The 18,127-nt window shown below is 61.7% G+C and carries 11 protein-coding genes; 5 read left to right on the plus strand and 6 right to left on the minus strand.

Features of this window, described 5'->3' with window-relative positions; all coding sequences use genetic code 11:
- Positions 1 to 67: 67 nt before the first annotated feature.
- Positions 68 to 2,380, plus strand: coding sequence for a hypothetical protein (locus ACTU6V_RS13320; RefSeq protein ID WP_443475824.1), 2,313 nt, complete (start codon positions 68 to 70; stop codon positions 2,378 to 2,380).
- A 25-nt stretch (positions 2,381 to 2,405) separates the two neighbouring features.
- On the opposite strand, the gene ACTU6V_RS13325 is transcribed toward ACTU6V_RS13320, so the two are convergent.
- Complete coding sequence (locus tag ACTU6V_RS13325; protein WP_443469006.1) at positions 2,406 to 2,618, minus strand: hypothetical protein; 213 nt, start codon at positions 2,616 to 2,618, stop codon at positions 2,406 to 2,408.
- A gap of 67 nt (positions 2,619 to 2,685) precedes the next feature.
- Here ACTU6V_RS13325 and pgi point away from each other — a divergent pair, with 67 nt between their 5' ends.
- From pgi to ACTU6V_RS13345, 4 genes are all read left to right on the plus strand, one after another.
- On the plus strand, positions 2,686 to 4,365 hold the full coding sequence (gene pgi / locus ACTU6V_RS13330; protein ID WP_443475825.1) for a glucose-6-phosphate isomerase: 1,680 nt from the start codon (positions 2,686 to 2,688) through the stop codon (positions 4,363 to 4,365).
- Positions 4,366 to 4,402: 37 nt separating this feature from the next.
- A complete protein-coding gene (locus ACTU6V_RS13335; RefSeq protein ID WP_443469008.1) occupies positions 4,403 to 5,494 on the plus strand; it encodes an ATP-binding protein in 1,092 nt (363 codons plus the stop codon).
- A 92-nt stretch (positions 5,495 to 5,586) separates the two neighbouring features.
- Positions 5,587 to 5,817: a heavy-metal-associated domain-containing protein gene (locus tag ACTU6V_RS13340; protein WP_443469009.1), complete on the plus strand. Its 231-nt coding sequence runs from the start codon at positions 5,587 to 5,589 to the stop codon at positions 5,815 to 5,817.
- Positions 5,818 to 5,824: 7 nt separating this feature from the next.
- Complete coding sequence (locus tag ACTU6V_RS13345; RefSeq protein ID WP_443475826.1) at positions 5,825 to 8,092, plus strand: heavy metal translocating P-type ATPase; 2,268 nt, start codon at positions 5,825 to 5,827, stop codon at positions 8,090 to 8,092.
- A gap of 41 nt (positions 8,093 to 8,133) precedes the next feature.
- Here the strand turns inward: ACTU6V_RS13345 and ACTU6V_RS13350 are convergent, their stop codons facing one another.
- The 5 genes from ACTU6V_RS13350 to brxL form a co-directional block, all read right to left on the minus strand.
- Complete coding sequence (locus ACTU6V_RS13350) at positions 8,134 to 9,375, minus strand: Fic family protein (RefSeq protein ID WP_443475827.1); 1,242 nt, start codon at positions 9,373 to 9,375, stop codon at positions 8,134 to 8,136.
- 292 nt (positions 9,376 to 9,667) lie between these two features.
- On the minus strand, positions 9,668 to 11,197 hold the full coding sequence (locus ACTU6V_RS13355) for an Abi family protein (RefSeq protein ID WP_443475828.1): 1,530 nt from the start codon (positions 11,195 to 11,197) through the stop codon (positions 9,668 to 9,670).
- Between the two features lie 196 nt (positions 11,198 to 11,393).
- Positions 11,394 to 14,942, minus strand: a complete 3,549-nt coding sequence (gene mobF / locus ACTU6V_RS13360; protein ID WP_443475829.1) for a MobF family relaxase — start codon at positions 14,940 to 14,942, stop codon at positions 11,394 to 11,396.
- A gap of 154 nt (positions 14,943 to 15,096) precedes the next feature.
- On the minus strand, positions 15,097 to 15,921 hold the full coding sequence (locus ACTU6V_RS13365; RefSeq protein WP_443475830.1) for a hypothetical protein: 825 nt from the start codon (positions 15,919 to 15,921) through the stop codon (positions 15,097 to 15,099).
- 6 nt (positions 15,922 to 15,927) lie between these two features.
- Positions 15,928 to 18,120, minus strand: a complete 2,193-nt coding sequence (gene brxL, locus ACTU6V_RS13370; RefSeq protein WP_443475831.1) for a BREX system Lon protease-like protein BrxL — start codon at positions 18,118 to 18,120, stop codon at positions 15,928 to 15,930.
- Between the last annotated feature and the right edge of the window lie 7 nt (positions 18,121 to 18,127).

Consider the following 18,127-nt stretch of genomic DNA (forward strand, 5'->3'; position numbering starts at 1 on the left):
AAGGGGTCTTGGACGCCGCACCCCGCCGTCGCGCAGACTGGGCACGCATTTCGATCAAGGAGGATCCATGCATGTGCCTGCCCCTTTTCACCGCCGCGCCACCCGCGCTGCCTGCGCGCTCGGTGCCGCACTCATCTTCGCCGGAGCGCTCTCGTCTGTTCCGGCGACGGCTGATACCGTTCCCACCGCTGAGGCCACCGTGTCACGCACTGCTCTGACCGCCGCCGAGCTCACGAGTGGCATCGCAACGGCCGCGGTGCCGAGCAGCGCCTTTGCGGCTCCGGCTGATGCCGCTCCCCCTGTGCATGAGCTCGAAGGCACACTGACTCTCCAGGGACCAGCGCTCTCTGGAGGCTTCATCGCGCTGAAGGATCCGTACGGCTACGGGACTCTCGACGCAGTGAAGCGGCTGCCTGACGTATCGATCGAGCTGGTGCAGAACGACGGCGTGGTCATCCCGGCGGCCCGCGGGCTTCGCATCACCGACAGCACCGCGTGGAACATGGCGATCGGACTCGGCCGCGCCTGGCAGGAGGAAGGCGACGGCGGAATGACGCGTGCCGCGCTGCCCTTCTCGCTGATCGAGCGCAATGCGAACTGTGTGCACAACGGCCTGATGACGTTCCTCTTCTCCGACACGAGCGTGTCGCAGCTGCGCTACCAGATCACCAGCGAGACCTGCGAGTACTTCCAGTTCGACCTATGGGGACAGCAGGCGGTGACGCTCACGCACGGGCAGGTCGCGGATGCGTCCGGCATCCGATTTCGCGCGGCAGAGGAGCTCGCTGACCGGCTTCCGACCCGCCCCATCGCGCAGCTGGCCAGCGACCACCCCGGTTCCGGAATCGACGTCTCTGCATTCGGTTCTGGGATCACGCCCTCAGCGCTGTCCGGATACGGATTCGTCTACGAGGGCATCAACTACGTGAGCACGTGCCCCACTCGCCAAGGCGACCATCCGTACTGCAGCGAGGTCCTGTTGCCGTCATACTCGACAGCGAAGTCCGCATTCGGAACTCTCGCGCTGCTCCATCTGGCGCAGAAGTACTCCCCTGCCATTGCCGAAGAACTGATCCAAGATCACGTGCCCGAGGCCGCGAGAGATGCGGCGTGGAACGGCGTGACGATCAGAAACGCCCTGGACATGGCGACCGGAAACTACAACTCCGCGGGCTACGAGGTCGATGAAGCGGGCGCCGTCATGAACGACTTCTTCCTCGCTGAGGATTACTCGGGCAAAACCACGGCCGCTCTGTCGTTTCCGCGCAAGAGTGCTCCGGGGACGCAGTGGGTTTATCACACCTCGGATACGTACCTCGCTGTCCAGGCGATGGATTCCGTGCTCGAGGGGTATGAAGGCGCCGATGCCGACATCTTCGAGATGCTTCGCGATGAAGTTCTCATTCCCGCCGATGTCGGTCCGGATGCCTTGAGCACCCTGCGCACCGAGAACTCACCGACTGGTGCACCATTCGGTGGGTACGGGATGTTCTGGACGACGGATGCTATCGCCAAGGTCGCCGAGCTGTTCGGCCCCCTGGGGGGAGCGGTCGACGGAGAGCAGCTACTGCACCCCGGACTTCTCGATGCGGCGATGCAGCGCGATGTCTCCGACCGCGGTCTGGACGTCCCCGGTGAGTCATCGCTGCACTACAACATGTCGGTATGGGCGAAAGACTTCAGCTCAGCGGACGACCCGAGCTTCGTTGAGGCGTTCACCGTGCCATTCATGTCTGGTTTCGGCGGCATCACCGTCGCGCTCATGCCGAACGGATCAACCTATTACGTCTTCAGCGACGGCAATGAGTTCGTGTGGAATCCCGCTGTGACGCAGTCTCATCGGCTTGCGTCGATGACCAGCGATCCGGAGCCGGATCCTGACCCCGACCCCGACCCCGACCCCACTCCAGACGAGTGCTCGGCAGGTGGCGTCGTCGGAAACGGTGATTTCGAGACCGGCGCCGCAGCGCCATGGTCTGCAACGAGCACGGTGATCGATTCGCGCTCATACCTCGAGCCCGCCAGGAACGGATCGTGGAAGGCATGGCTCAACGGTTTCGGTTGGGCCAACACCGACACCCTGAGTCAGACATTCACTGTGCCGACGGAGTGCGCCGACGCGACGCTGACGTTCTGGCTGCGGATCACGACCGCAGAGCGCAGAGCGGTCGCGTACGACTCTTTGGCTCTGACCGTGGTCGACGACACAGGAGCGAGCATCGCAGAGCGCCAGTGGAGCAACCTCGACGCTCAGGACTATTCAGCTGTCGCGGTGCCGCTGACCGGAATCGCTGGGCAGACCGTCACGATCACCTTCACCGGTTCGGAAGATTATTCGCTGCAGACGTCGTTCGTGATCGACGACGTAACGCTGGAGTGAACGGGGTGGTCCCGTCCGCTCTGGATCAGCGAGCGGCGGGGCCACCATCCCAGTTGTTCGCGCGACGCGTGGCGCCGGAGCGGCCCTCGCGCATCATCCACGCGAGCGACAGGCAGACCAGTGCAAGGCCGGCGCAGAAGGTGAGCGCCTGGAAGTCCAGCGGTAGTCCGTGCGCGATGCCCATCACCCAGATTCCGCCAACGAACATAACCAAAAAGACGATGAAGCTGATGATCACGGCGGCCTCCTGTTGTGAATGCTCATTCCAGGATACCCACTCCCACGGTGCGCGCTAACGTGGAGCCATGACCGCACCGATTGACCCCACTCGCACAGCCGCATGGGCCGAGCTCACCGACCTGCAGGGACGGATCGTCCCCGACCTGCGCGGGTGGTTCGATGCTGATCCGGACCGCGCACGCCGGTACTCGCTGCCGCTCGCGGATCTGCACGTGGATCTGTCCAAGAACCTGGTCACCAATGAGGTACTGGCAGCGCTCGTGCGACTGGCAGAGCAAACCGGTGTGGCCGAGCGCTACAGCGCAATGCTCGAGGGTGCGCACATCAACACGAGTGAGGACCGCGCAGTGCTGCACACTGCACTGCGTCGCCCCACGAATGCATTGCCCGCGCTCGAGGTCGATGGCCAGGACGTGGATGCTGACGTGCACGACGTCTTGGACCGACTCAGCGCGTTCGCGGACCGGGTCCGCTCCGGCGAGTGGGCCGGGGTGACGGGAAAGAAGGTCACGCACGTTGTGAACATCGGCATCGGCGGATCAGACCTCGGTCCCGTCATGGTCTATGAGGCGCTCAAGCCGTACGCGAACGCCGGTATCGAGGCCCGCTTCGTCTCGAACATCGACCCGACCGACATGGCGCAGAAGACCGCGGACCTCGACCCTGAGACGACGCTGTTCATCGTCGCATCCAAGACCTTCACGACACTTGAGACGCTCACCAACGCGCGTCTCGCTCGCGATTGGCTGTGGTCGGGCCTGACCGAGTCCGGTGCGATCGCTGACGACGATGCGTCGCGCACAGACGCCGTCGCGCATCACTTCGTCGCTGTCTCGACGGCTCTCGACAAGGTCGCCGAGTTCGGCATCGACACGGACAATGCCTTCGGGTTCTGGGACTGGGTCGGCGGCCGCTACTCCGTCGACTCCGCAATCGGCCTGTCCCTCGCGATCACGCTCGGCCCCGACGTATTCCGCGACCTGCTCGCAGGCTTCCACTCGGTGGACGAGCATGTGCGCACCACTCCGCTCGACCGCAACGTACCGGTCCTGATGGGCCTGTTGAACGTCTGGTACAACAACTTCTTCGGCGCGCAGTCGCACGCTGTTCTCCCCTATGCACAGCAGCTGAGCCGCTTCCCCGCGTACCTGCAGCAGTTGACGATGGAATCCAACGGCAAGTCCGTCAGGTGGGATGGCTCACCGGTCACCACCGACACCGGAGAGGTCTTCTGGGGCGAACCCGGCACCAACGGACAGCACGCGTTCTACCAGCTCATCCACCAGGGCACCCGTCTCATCCCCGCTGACTTCATCGCGTTCGTCAACCCGGCGTACGCGCTGAGCGACGGCGACAAGGATGTGCACGCGCTGTTCCTGGCGAACTTCCTCGCACAGACCAAGGCGCTGGCGTTCGGGAAGACGGCGGCCGAGGTTGAAGCAGAGGGAACGACGGGTGCTCTCGTCACCGCCCGCACGTTCGCCGGCAACCGCCCCACGACATCGATCTTCGCACCCGCGCTCACCCCACAGGTGCTCGGTCAGCTGATCGCGCTGTACGAGCACATCACGTTCACGCAGGGCACAATCTGGGGCATCAACTCCTTTGACCAGTGGGGCGTCGAGCTCGGCAAGCAGCTGGCGATGCAGATCGCTCCCGCCATCGACGGCGACACCTCCGCAATCGATGCACAGGATGCCTCGACCAAGGCTCTGCTCGCCTATTACGCCGCGAACCGCGAGTAACCTACCGCGCCCATGCCTTGACGGATACTCTCGAGGCATGGGTGACGTGATTCCGATCGGCACGGTCGCGCAGACTGCCGACCAGGCTCATATCCGTGCGCGCGGACTGAACCGACACACGTTCTGGTGCGGACAGAGTGGTTCGGGCAAAACGTACGCACTCGGGGTGCTGCTCGAGCAGATCCTGCTCCACACGCGGCTGCCAGTGATCGTGCTCGACCCGAACTCGGACTTCGTGCGACTCAGTGAGCTGCGTGACGGAGCGATCGGGGCGGATGCCGCGGCGCTGAGCACTCGGGATATACGCGTGCTGCATTCGCGGCCGGGCCTCGGGGACGATCTCAAAGTCCGCCTGCTCGACATGGATGAGCGCTCACGCGCGGCTCTTCTGCAGCTGGATCCGATCCTCGATGCCGAGGAGTTCAACGCCTCTCTGGGCCTGGTCGCGCAGACACGTGCTTCGGGCCTGCCCGCAGACGGCACGCTGCTCGAGTGGCTGCGCGCGTCCGATAACGAAGTCCATCACAGGTTCGCAATGCGCCTTGAGAATCTCGGCATCGCCGACTGGACGATGTGGGCACGTGATAGCAAGCCGGTCACCGAGATCATCGACGAGCAGCCGGACGCCACCGTTGTCGACCTCGGAAAGTTCGATACGTCGGCGGAGCCGAAGATCGCGGCTCTCGCGATCCTCGATCATCTCTGGGAGCGACGACACGAGCGGATCGCGCGACTGATCGTGATCGATGAGGCCCACAACCTGTGCCCGCCGAATCCGACGACGGCAGTCGAGCGGCTGCTCTCGGAGCGAATCACTCAGATCGCTGCCGAGGGACGCAAGTACGGCCTGTGGCTACTGCTTTCGACGCAGCGCCCCTCGAAGGTCCATCCGAACGTCATCTCACAGTGCGACAATCTCGCGCTCATGCGGATGAACTCCCCTGAAGACCTCGCCGAAATCGCCCGCATCTTCGGCTTCGCGCCCCCTGATCTTCTCTCCAGAGCGTCGCAGTTCACGCAGGGGCAGTCCCTGTTCGCCGGAGGATTCGTCGGGGAGCCGACCATCGTCCAAATGGGCGCTCGTCTGACCGTCGAGGGCGGATCCGACGTCGATGTGCCATTGCGCTGACGACCGGAGTCAGATACCCCAGAGGGGTACTTGACGGAGGTACCCCCAGGGGGTATTCTTTCTGGTATCCGCACGACGAATCAGGAGCCCTCATGAGCACGCACGACATCACTCTGAAAATCGACGGCATGACCTGTGGCCACTGCGTCTCCTCTGTCACCGAAGAGCTCTCCGCAGTTGCGGGCGTCAACAGCGTCGCTGTCGATCTCGCCGCTGGCGGCACCTCCACCGCAACCGTCTCCGCTGATGCTGCGATCTCGAACTCCGCTCTCGAAGCGGCCGTCGCTGAAGCCGGCTACGCGCTGGTCTCCATCGACAGCTGAGGCTGTCATGAGCAACGTGTCCGCGCACCCCACTGATCAGCGCACGGTCGAACTGGCGATCCAGGGCATGACGTGTGCTTCGTGCGTCAGCCGGGTCGAGCGCAAGCTCGGCAAGATTGACGGCGTCGAGGCCGTGGTCAACCTGCCGCTCGAGTCAGCGCGAGTGACCGTTCCCACAGGCGTCAGTGATGAGCAGCTGGTCGCGACCGTGCAGGCGGCCGGTTACCAGGCGAATGTGAAGGTCGACAAGTACGCGCCGGCGAATGATGACGACGGTCACGGCCACCTGCACACCGACCACACCGACCACACCGCCCCGCATGGCGGCAGCGATCTGAAGATCCGGCTGATCGTCGCCGCGATCTTCACCGTCCCGCTCTTCGTCATCTCTATGATCCCGGGAGCGCAGTTCCCGCACTGGGGCTGGGTCGCACTGGTCTTGGCCACCCCGGTCACTTTCTGGGCGGCGTGGCCCTTCCACCGTGCGGCAGCCATCAACGCCCGCCACTTCGCATCCACGATGGATACTCTTGTCTCCATCGGCATCCTCGCCGCCTATTTCTTCTCCCTGTGGCAGCTGATCAAGGACCCAAACCTCACCGCTCACGTCGGCATGTCGATGAGCGACCACGCGCTCTACTTCGAGACGGCCGGCGTCGTCGCCACCTTCTTGCTGCTGGGCCGATATCTCGAGTCCCGTGCGACGTCGCGTGCGGGTGACGCCCTTGCAACACTGCTCGAGATGGGTGCGAAAGAAGCGGTTGTGCTCCGGGACGGCATCGAGGTGAAGATCGCCGCCTCCGATCTCGTGCCCGGAGATGAGTTCGTCACCAGACCCGGCGAGAAGATCGCCACCGACGGATTCGTCGTCTCCGGACACTCGGCCATCGATACCGCTCTGGTCACCGGCGAGGCCGTCCCCGTCGAAGTCGGGCCGGATGACACCGTCACAGGCGCGACCATCAACACGTCAGGACGACTGGTGGTGCGCGCCACCCGGGTCGGCAAAGACACCACCCTCGCACAGATGGGCCGGCTGGTCTCCGAGGCGCAGACCGGAAAGGCTCCCATTGCTCGTCTCGCTGACCGGATTTCGGCGGTCTTCGTCCCGATCGTGCTGGTCATCGCGGTGGTCACCTTCGCGCTGTGGATGCTGCTTTCCGGCGATGTAGAGGCCGCTTTCACTGCATCCGTTGCTGTGCTCGTGATCGCCTGCCCGTGCGCGCTCGGTCTTGCCACGCCCATCGGACTACTGGTGGGCAGTGGGCGCGGTGCGCAGTTGGGCATCCTGATCCGCGGACCGCAGGTGCTCGAAGACACCCGCAAGATCGACACGGTGCTGCTCGACAAGACCGGAACCATCACCGAGGGAAATCTCGCTGTCACATCAGTTCAGGCTGCGGCGGGCATGACCGAGCCTGAGCTTCTCGCGCTCGCAGCATCGGCGGAGTCGGGTTCCGAGCACCCGATCGCTCGAGCCATCGTCGACGCCGCGATCGCTGCTGCGCCGGTCACGGAGCCCTCGAACTTCATCTCGGCTGCCGGCGGCGGGGTACGCGCCACCGTCGACGCTCGCATCGTCGTCGTCGGCCGGATCAGCTGGATGAACGAGAACGACATCGAGCTGACTGATGAGCACCTCGCAGACCTCGCAGAGGCACAGCGCGGCGGGGCGACATCGATCCTGGTCGCCGTCGACGGCAGCTTCGCCGGTCTCATCAACCTGAGCGACACCATCAAGGCGTCCTCTGCCGCAGCCATCACCTCGCTCAAGGAACTCGGGCTGCGCCCGATCCTGCTGACTGGCGACAACGCCGCGGTTGCTCAGCAGGTCGCGGCATCCGTCGGCATCGCATCTGCTGACGTCTTCGCCGACGTGCTCCCCGATGGCAAGGCGCAGATCGTTCGCGATCTGCAGGCGCGCGGCCAGGTCGTCGCGATGGTCGGAGATGGCGTGAACGACGCTCCGGCTCTCGCCCAAGCAGATCTCGGCATCGCGATGGGCTCGGGAACCGACGTCGCGATCGAGGCCGCTGACCTCACCATCATGGGCAACGATCTGGCTCAGGTCGCCTTGTCGATCGAACTCTCCCGCAAGACGCTCGGCACGATCAAGACGAACCTGTTCTGGGCGTTCCTCTACAACACCGTCGGCATCCCGATTGCGGCCCTCGGGCTACTGAACCCCATGATCGCGGGGGCCGCGATGGCGGCAAGCTCCGTGCTGGTCGTGGCGAACTCACTGCGCCTGCGCCGATTCGGCAAGCACGGGTAGGCGCGCGGCCGACGAACAAGCTCCTAGAGCTGACCGTCGCGCTACTCTGCTGACATGCGCCGAATCCGGGCGGCGTACTCATCAAGCACGCCCAGGATGCCGCTGTGCTGCCACACTCGCCCGCGAGACTTGCCCGTCATCTCGACAAGCACGCCCCTCGCACTCATCGCGTCGAGGGCACGGAGCGCCGCCATCTCCCCCAGTCCGAGCGTCTGCACGAGGTATTTCGCATTCATCACAGGCTGGCTGACCAGTGCCGGAAGAATCCGCCACGCAGCCGCATCAGAACGGATTCCCGCCAGTTTCGCGCGAGAATCCTCGAGCTGCGCTGCGAGATCATTCACGAGGTCGCTGCCAGTGACGGCGGCGATACGACTTGCGCGCGCAAGCTCATGAATGATCTGAGCGGCGTCGCCTTCACGAAAACTGCCTAGCGCTGCGAAGTAGCGGTTGACATCGACAAGGAGCCCGGCGGAGATCGGTACTGCAGTCGATCTCACAAGACCCTTATTTCGGAGAATCGATTGGGCGAGCGCTCGCCCTGTGCGACCGTTGCCATCGGGGAACGGGTGGATCGTCTCGAACTGTGCGTGCGCAACAGCAACTTGCACCAGCACTGGAAGGTCTTGCCTCTGCACGAACGCCACGAGATCCGCGATCGCGCCGGGAACGCGGTCATGGTGCGGTGCAACGAAGTCCGCGGTTCGTGGGCCGGCCTCTCCTAGCCCAATCCACACCTGTTCGCCCCGGAAGCGACCGGCGAGCAAGGGATCGAAACCATGCTGATGCAGCATCAGCGCCTCGCGCATCGCGAGGATGGATCCCTCGCTCACATCTCCCGCCAAGCTCAGTGCTGCCTCCATCGCGTGAACGTTGCCCACGACTGCACGCGCGTTCGCCCTATCGCCCTCATCAATCTCGGCAAGGGCGAGTTGCTTTGCCGACGTCGTCAACTGTTCAATCTGAGAGCTCGAAGCTGCCTCCGTGCGCAACAGAATCGCAGCCATCGGACCGAGTGCGGGGCTGTCGTTTGCGAGCGTGCGCTGCGCATGAAGATCAAACTCGACCAACTGGCGCGTTGCGTCTTCCACATCAGCCAACGCTTCGACCGGGAGCCTGGGCGACCACCCGGCAATCGGTGCGGTGACAGCAGCCTGGTACGGCCCAGTCTGACGCATCACCTCCGCGCGCGAATACATTTCTGGCGCACGCGGCTTCCATTCGAACCTCTCAAACGAGATCGGTTCGATGGGGATCAGTGGATCGGCGACTCCTGTGGACATCACCCCACCTTACCAACACTTACGCACCTAAATGTTGGTAAGAAGAAGCCCGAACCCGCGAGATTTCGCGGATCCGGGCCTCTGACCAGGCTTTTCAGCCAGGGCTTCTCAAAAAACGCCTAGAAGTCCCAGTACTCGTCATCAGCCGCATGATTTCGCGGATTATCGGCAGTTGTGGAGTTGTCGTGCCCCCAGCGTGCCACTGTGAAATGGGGCTCGTGTCCAGCGCGGTCTTGCAGCGACCAGGACACTTTCAAGGGTAGTCGCGCATGGTTCCCCGGGCAACGAGAACTCACTCAGACGACGCTGGAACCCTGAAAGTCGTCATCGCATCCGACTTCTCGATCGCAAGGTCAAAGTCTGTTTCAACCATTGTCGCCAGCAGGTCTGCGGGGGCTTGCATCGACCCGTCAGGTGCAGTTGGCAGGTCGGCATTTGGTGTCTGCCACCAGTCCAGGAGTGCCCCCGCTGTCTCCGTAGAATCTACTTCTCCGCAGCGTGCAAACAACGTCTGGTTAATCTCAGCTAGTGCATCGATAATCTTGCCACCCCTGAATTGAAAAGCTGGGTAGTGTTTTGCTCCCCCAAGCTCGATCTCAATCAACACGTTGTGGTGCAAATACGTACCGAGCAATTTACGTTGTGCGGCCTTCAACGCCCGCTCCCACTCCGCTTCGCTACGGTCTTTGTTTGGCTCAGCGACTTCGGCCGCGGTAAGCGCAGACCGCGCTTCGACCGTCGTGTAAGTCTCTACGCGGTCAAGCAGGCTCGCAGCCCTCATGGGCGAACTGGCTAGCGTGAAGTCCAGCTTCCATATGTCTTGGTCTTCCCACCCTGCAGGGAACCCGAGCTGATCAAGATCAAATCGAACCGTCTTCGCCCGTCCAGTGATGAACTGGGCTATCTCAAGTGCATCATTTCGATCCGGTGCGATGCTCAGCAGAAGATGCCGAACGATCAGGAGCACACCATAGAGCTTGTTACTCACCGCGGTGTCGGCGAGTGCCGCCAAGTGATCTGTTGAATCTTTTCGTGCTTGTCCGGGCGCATCAATGTCTACGTCAAAGGTGCGGTTCCATACGCGTCCGTAGTGTGCACAGATGTTTCTCACGTGCCGGAGGCTGTTGAGCCAGTTGGCCATCGCACCGCGGTCACCTTTGCCGTCAGCCGTATTGATCTGAAGACGTGCAGCGAGTATCTCTTGGTCAACCTGGGGCATCAACGTGTAGAGATTACTCAGCACTCCGAATGACATAACTTCCGTCGCTACCCAGATCGGTAGGTGAGGTCCGTATTTCCTTCGAAAATGTAAAACGAAGGCGTCCCTGGCACGGTTTTCGTGACGATCGTACTCCGTTAGCCACTTGTTGTATGACGTCTTCGGTTCGGATGAGCCATCAGGTGCAGTGTCGCGCACAGCACCCAACACCTGGGATTTGCGGTGAGCGAACTTATCTCTCCGCCCCAGTCGATGTCCGATGAAGTACCGAATCGAGATTTCAATCGTGCTCAGCGTCTCACCGAGCCTGGTACGCAGCGCATGGTCGAAGTCGTACAACGCAACAACGTGCGGCAGGTTGGTGCCCTGGACGAACGTGTCAAGCCGGATCTCGCGGCCATCCTCGTCAGTTCGCAGTTCCAGCTCCGGGGGCAGTTCTCGATACAGGTGCCAGTACCCAGACAACCGATAGTACCCGTAGCGCTCTAGCGCTGCAGTGGCGAAGGCGCCGGACTGGCAGTCCATGCCGCGTTCGCGCAGCCGGTGGATCTGCGCAGGCACGGTCAGAAACGGTTTCGCGTATGTGCTGTCCGGGTTTGTCACGTGATCAACATCCTGGCTCTTGGCAAGCCTGGGTGTCTCGCGCTGAGGTAGAAAAAGAACAAGCCCGCGTCTCATCTAGAGAAGCGAGCCTGCCGTGTTACTTCAATAATACGTGGCGCCTCTGGCACCGTCAAGCGCAATTCCGCCGCTACTCAGCGTCGTCGGTTGCCGCTCTCGAAGAGGCCCACACGCCATCTCACAACCGCATTCCACGGGCTCTCCGCTCCCTCAGAGGAGCCTGATGCTCGCGCGTCTTTCTAGGCTTCGAGACAACAAGGAAGGCTGCTTCGGCACGGACGTAATCGATCTTCTGGGCGGTCGTGTCAGGTGACGCACCGAGCGGGGTGTCGGTGGTGATTCTGTAGCGGTCACGGTAGGCCGCGACGATCCGAGCCGACCGACGCCACGTCTCGCTGCCGCGAGCATCGGATGGTCTTGGGCCAAGACCGTTCACCCACGTAGCACCATCAGCCAGGTCGCGGTCCAGTACCGCATCTGCACGCTCTTCCATCAACATACGGCGCTCCGAAAGCGCCTGACGCATGTCATCAGCGACCGGCCCCATCGCTTCGGGTACGAGACCGGCAATGAGCCTCGGCACCCTCCGAGCACGCCCCGCCCTGGCTGGACGAACAGTAGCTGCTGTGAGCCGATGCCTCATCACCGCAGCGATGTCGTCCGCGTCGCCGAAGTCGCGTGCTCGCACCAGACGTGGAAGTAGAACCGCGAGGTCATGATGGTTGGCTTCAGCTCGGCGCAGCTCCGCAGTCAGTGGGCCGAACGCATCCGACGTAACCACCTCTTCGGCCTGTTCTGCGCTGATACCGGATACCCGAACCAGCGCGGCCCACCGGTCGCGCTGCGCGGCCGCGGCAATCGTTTCGTATTCGGCGGCCAACTGTGCAATCGTTCCCCAGGACTCTTGCTCGACAGCGATCGTTTCATGCGCGGAAAGCTCAGCACCTACATGCTGCAGCACCCCCGCGAGAACTCTGCGGCCGGTGACTCCATCGTGCTCACCAGGATGTGGACCATCGTGGGAAGCGTCGGGCTTATCGACGGCGACATAAGCGACGTTGGCATCTCGACCCCGTGTCATCGCCACGTAGAGGGTCTCCCTGGTCATGGTCGAGTCGACGAGCACGTGGGCAGTATCGGTGGTGAGGCCTTGTGCTCGGAAGGATGTCACGGCGTAGCCGAGTTCAACGTGCTCTGCGACGTAGTCGGCTGGTAGAAGAACGCTGGTCCCCCAGGAACTTCCAGTCCTTCGAACAAGCATCGATCCATCGCGTCGAACGTCGACGACGTTCCAGCGGTCCCCGTTACGCACCCAACCTCGCCCTGCCAACAGGCGGCGGTCGTTGCGGCGCGTGATGACGATGTCACCGCATGCCGCATTCGTTCCATCGTGCAGCTCAGATTCGCACGCCCCGTGGACGGTGCCATCCAAGATCAGATCGGTTCGTGCTCGGTTGTTGAGCGCAGTCACCGATTCGTTGGAGTCTGAGACAAGAACCGTTGCCCGCCCCGCGACGAGATCGGTGCGCCATGCAGCGTAGGCGGCATCGATCATGCTTTCAGTGTCACCGTCAACGATTCGATCATGCGCGTCGTAAGTGTCGATGACTTCAGTGCGACCGTGTCGGAGGTCGAGAGACGCACGCTTTTCCCAGTCGTGCGTAAACCGGTGAACGTCAACAAGTTCGGGCACGTCATCGCGGTCGTGCGTGAGCAGCCCGAATGCGCCGCCCGCCTCAACCGCCTGGAGCTGTGCGTAGTCGCCGACAAGGAGCACTTTCGCCCCGGCTTCAGCAGCAAGTTGGGCGATTCGGTCAAGCGACAGCGTTCCCGCAAGTGATGCTTCATCGACGATGACGAGCTGGCCAGGCTGGAAGCTCGCGCCTGCGTGAAGGTGGTTCTGCCACCATTTCGCCGTGTTCTCGGTAGTGATCCCGAGATCCTCAGCGAGCACATGTGCCGCACTCGATGATGGCGCAAGCCCTACGACAGATCCTTGGCCGTGTTCCTTTTCCCAAAGTCGTCGCAGTGCGTTCATCGCGGTAGTTTTCCCGGCACCAGCGGGGCCAACAAGAAGATCGACGACGCGACCGGACACCGCGATCGCCATCAGCGCGGACGCTTGGTCCTCTCCCAGAACCCGTCCTGCACGGTCAGTCTTCCGCACGATGCGTTCCACCGTCTCCAGCGAGACGGTGGGGCCCGTCGTTGTGTGCGCAAGTTGAAGCAGACGATCTTCAGCATCGAGCAGCTCACCCGATGAGAACACCGTGGAGTTCTTTGACCTGAACACCGACGATTCATCGCTCCTACGAAAGACCGCAGGACTGGATGCCAGTTCAGGTGGCGTGAGCCGAGTTGACACTGCCTCGGCAACGTCGACAACCATGCCGATAATCGCTTCGCGATCGCGGGTGCTGACGAAACGGTACCCCATCGTTTGTCGGGCAGCTTCGGCAGTGAGATTCCAGCGCCGCCAAGTCGATCGTTTTTCTCCGACTGCGATCACGACGCTCTGCCCCAGCCCACGAACTACGTCAAGCGGCACATCATCAGCGCGCAGAAGCAACGGCGCCTCATTCACCGTGACCGAGCGTGCCCAACGAGTTGCATCGACACCAAGGATGTTGCCCGCCCGCTGTCTCCACTCAGCGGTGAGTTCAGCGAGGGAATGGATCTCCTTCTCCGGTCTCGTGGCGAGTGTCGCCTGGGCACGCAGTTTGATGATCGTCGCGCTGGAGGGTTGCCTGCCGTGCTTCGCCACATACGCAGCGATGAGACGATCCTTCTCCTCATTAATGTGCCGCGAACGAGACGAGAACTCGGAAACGAGTTGTTCAGGGACCTTCGCGATAGCCCATGCCGCATTGCGGTCCCGTCCCCGATCACGTGTTTCCCACTCAATCCCGAAGAGCCTCGTGAGGTGATCAGCGAACACCGCTTCGTGAAACTCCGACAGCGCCACCGTTGCAGCGTGGAGGGGGCGCCCATCCAAGCTTCGCCACTTGTTGTCGAGCACGGTCTGCACCTTGTTGCTGATGACGACGTGCGTGTGCAGATGGGGGTCACCCGCGCGCGAGTCGTAATGGTCATACGCTGTTGCGATCAACCCACGCACGTCGACCTGTGCAACAGCACCATCCCCTGGAGTTGCACCGGCGCGAGTGACTGCAACCTCGCGCTCCATGAACGCAACCACCTCTGCAACCGCCGCATGGTGTGCGTTGACAATGAGAGATTGTGTTCCCGCGTCAGCGACGGCCCACAGCACGGAGGCAGACTTCGGGATGGAGAAGGTGAAGTCGTATCCGGCTACTGCTCGCCGTGTGCCGCGCTCAGATTCTTCGGCTTCGATCACCGCGACCGCTCGACCCCGAGCGGTCGCCCCCAGGTCGGGATCAAGCGCGCTTACGCGCTCTTCAATGCGTTCGGCCACAGACTTGTAAGCCGGGTAGGCGCGCCCAAGCGGATCACCAGTGAGTGGATCACGACCCATGCCAATCAGCAGCTGGAGCTGTGCTTCGGTCACTTCGTCGCCATCACGCAGCCGACCGCTCCCAAGCGCCGTAAGGCCGCTGCCCGTCCATCGACCCGGCGGAGTGCCATCGGCGTTGTAATACCTCGTCAACGGAGTAGAAAGGTCTCGTTCGCCGTCCCCCGCAGCCACCGTGCGGAGCAGATACTTGTAGCCGTCGCCCGCCGACATCACCCGCATCGACACCGTCATCGCCGCCCACCTTCCCTCCGTCAAGGAGGAGGTGAACAAGCGGGATCGGTGACCTAAAAAGTCGCACGCGAGTGGTCGCGACCTCGATCTGCAAGACGCGTGGTCCCTTTTTAGAATGGAAGCATGATGGCCAACCAGCCGCAGTAAACGCGGGTCAGCCCACAAGTGTCTTGAGGCGCTGGGCCAGGGCAGTCTTCATCTTCTCGAGCCCCTCGCCGTTGTTCAAATAGGTGAGGGTACGGATTGTTTGTAAATCGAACGGCACATCCGAAAGGTTTTGCACGAGCTGAACAACGTCACGACCAAGCGCGTGCGCAATCCCCGTCTCGTAGAAAACGTTCGGATTCTTGCCCGACAGGTCAGAGATCACCAGACGTGAACGCCAAATCAGACTGATCACATCGTCCATGATGTGGTGGTTCTCCCAAATGTCATCGGCCCTGTGACAGCGGAGCCCGAGGCTCTCGACCGCATCTTTGATCGACGTGTAAACACTGTCGAATCCAGAGAACGGCATCATGACCGCCACGAGGTCAGGCTCCACAGGAAGGTGAACTGGAAAGCTGAACACCTTCGGGGCAACTTGACCAACTGCTCCACCGCCGAACAATGCCCCGTAGAGGTCAACCTCCTTGACCGCCCAGTGGGTTCGGGTGAACTCGAACTGTTGGATCTCCAGTTCGTCGGCGAGCGCTTCGATATGACCAGTTCCAATCGACGGGATACCCGGGGTGTCAACGAGATTGAAGTGAAGCTCGCGGCCTTTCCACCTAAGGTCCGAAAGTCTCCCTACGCGCGCAACTTGCTTCTCGTCAGCGAACCCAGTCTCAGGCATGATCACCGTTGGGAGTCTCGCCAAGCGTCCCAGATCGAGGGAGCCACCGGGCTGAAGGAACTCTTTCACGTCGTCAGCCGTGTATTCCAGCATGCGATCTTTAGTCGCAGTCCCATCGGTAAAGCCGACAATCAGGTTGAACATATCGTCTCAGTTCTCCTCGTCACGCACGGCGGTGATCTTCACGTAGTGAACACTGAACGCCGAGCCGATGAGGCGGAACTGCTGGCGATTGCGCCCGAAGTCGAATGGGTTGTCGCTCGGCCGTTGCCAGATGTCGAGGCCCTTGCCGAGGTCGATCCGCCAACCATTGCTAGCTTCAATGCGACGGTCGTGGATTGTGTCGTCGAGTCGCACCTTCAAACGGACTCCGACGGCATCTGATGCGTCCTTGATTGACTTGAGCATGAGAAGCTGATTTTGCTTGAACTCGACCTTTGATTCCTCGGTGGTGACAAGCTCGACGTCGACCTCGTCTGCATCGTCCTTGGCCGCAGCGAGCAGGCTGAGTAAATCTGCGAGGTTCCGCCCCTGGTGCGGCATGCGGATATAGGGGTCCGTGATCATGATCTTCGCTGCTCCGCGAAGGTAGGGCAGGATGAGGGTTTCGTATGAGACGCCCTTCTGACCCGCCGTGAAATCGCGGTGGCCCTCCACCAACGGTGATGTCGCAGGTTCTGGGGACACGTTGGCCTCCACCGCGGTAGCGGTTGAGTGCGCAGTACTCGGGGCCAGTTGGGATACCGTGTTCATACCCTCACCAGACCCGCCGTCATCTTGGGGCAGTGAATCCCAGTCCCGCCGATACAGCTGCAGGTACTGGCTCTCTTCGAGCGTCACGACATCGTGCCACGCGCCCGCTTTGTCGACATACCGGAAGTTCACGAGCGTGTCGCGCATCGTCGCATCGATACGCAGGATCGAATCCTTGACTCGCTTGCGGCCCTCGATCGCGAACTCCAACAACCCGCGGATCTCCTCGTCCGAGGCTTCACCTGTCGGGTGCACGAGCTTCATGAGGCCTGAAAACGTTTTATGGATTCCATCCTGGTCACGCGTCGAAATTGAGTTGTCTAGCGTGAAGTAGTCCTTGTACTTGTCCGAAAAGTCCTCAACTCGCTTGGCACGCAGGATCTCGGCGAGATAGTCGACTACGAAGCCATAACCTTTCGAGAACATCTCCGAGCGGATCGGGGCAACCTCCCAGCCCGGGATGTAGTGATGAATGCGGTCGAGCCAGGCGGGGTCACGGTAGGCATCCGGTAGCTCGTCGAACAAGTCTGAGTTCTTGAGCATGTATGGCACGGTGTGCGTCGTGTTGCCGATGAAGACCATCGAGGCCTCGGCGCCGTAGACGCTAGTGCCTCGTGAGAACGATTTGTTTGCGAGATAGTTCTTCATTACATTGACGAGATTCTGGTCGGTGCGCCGATTAGCAGCGAACTCGTCAAACGCAACGCAATCCCAGAACCCAACGAGACCTATCTGCTTACTGGCGTTGTTCACGAAGAGCTTCGCGACAGTGACCTCGCCGCCCGAGATAAGGATGCCATTAGGAGAGAATTCACTGAAGATGTGCGATTTTCCGGTACCTTTGGGGCCCAGCTCGACAACGTTATAGTTGCGCTCGACGAACGGAATCAGGCGAGTCAGGGCGATGAGTTTGCCGCGCTCGTTAAACTGCTTGGGGTTGAGGCCGATCGACTGCATGAGCAGGTCGATCCATTCATCGGTCGTGAACGCCTTCCGGGCCTCGTAGTAGTGGTCGATGTCGACGCCAGCAACCTGGATGGGCTTGAGGCTTCCAAGAATCCATGGTGCGACCCTCTGATCATCGGAATGGAAGTACTCGATATCGCAGATGCACCATACCCCGCCGATAAGTAGCTTTGGGTTCTGCTTAACCGTGACGTCGTCGATGATGACGCCCTTGATCTGGAGGTTCTCGAACTCGGCCTCGTGGACGTCGTTCTTCTCATTGAGCGTGACCGTGACTTTGTCGATCACACGGTGGCGGCCCTTGCGGCGAATCTCCGATTTCACGAGCATGTGCTCGTTGCGATTGACGTAGTGGGTCGCGAGAATCTGGCGGACACTATCGATCCCGGCCTGGATCGTTGCCTCGTCGTCGGACGCAGCGTACTGCCCAAGCAAGTACTCCAGGACGTACGAGGGCACTACGGCGTTCCCACGGACCGCCTTGACGAGGTCCTTGCGAACCACGGCTCCGGAGAAGTGCTCGTTGATTTTATCGTCGAGGGCGGACTTGACCGGGGCGGCATCGGAAGCCTGAACAGCGGCGAGGATGTCGATCTCACCGAGAGCGTCTTCGAGGTTCGTCATAGTTCTC

This window comes from Microbacterium zouquanmingi (assembly GCF_052266675.1).
Lineage (GTDB): Bacteria > Actinomycetota > Actinomycetes > Actinomycetales > Microbacteriaceae > Microbacterium.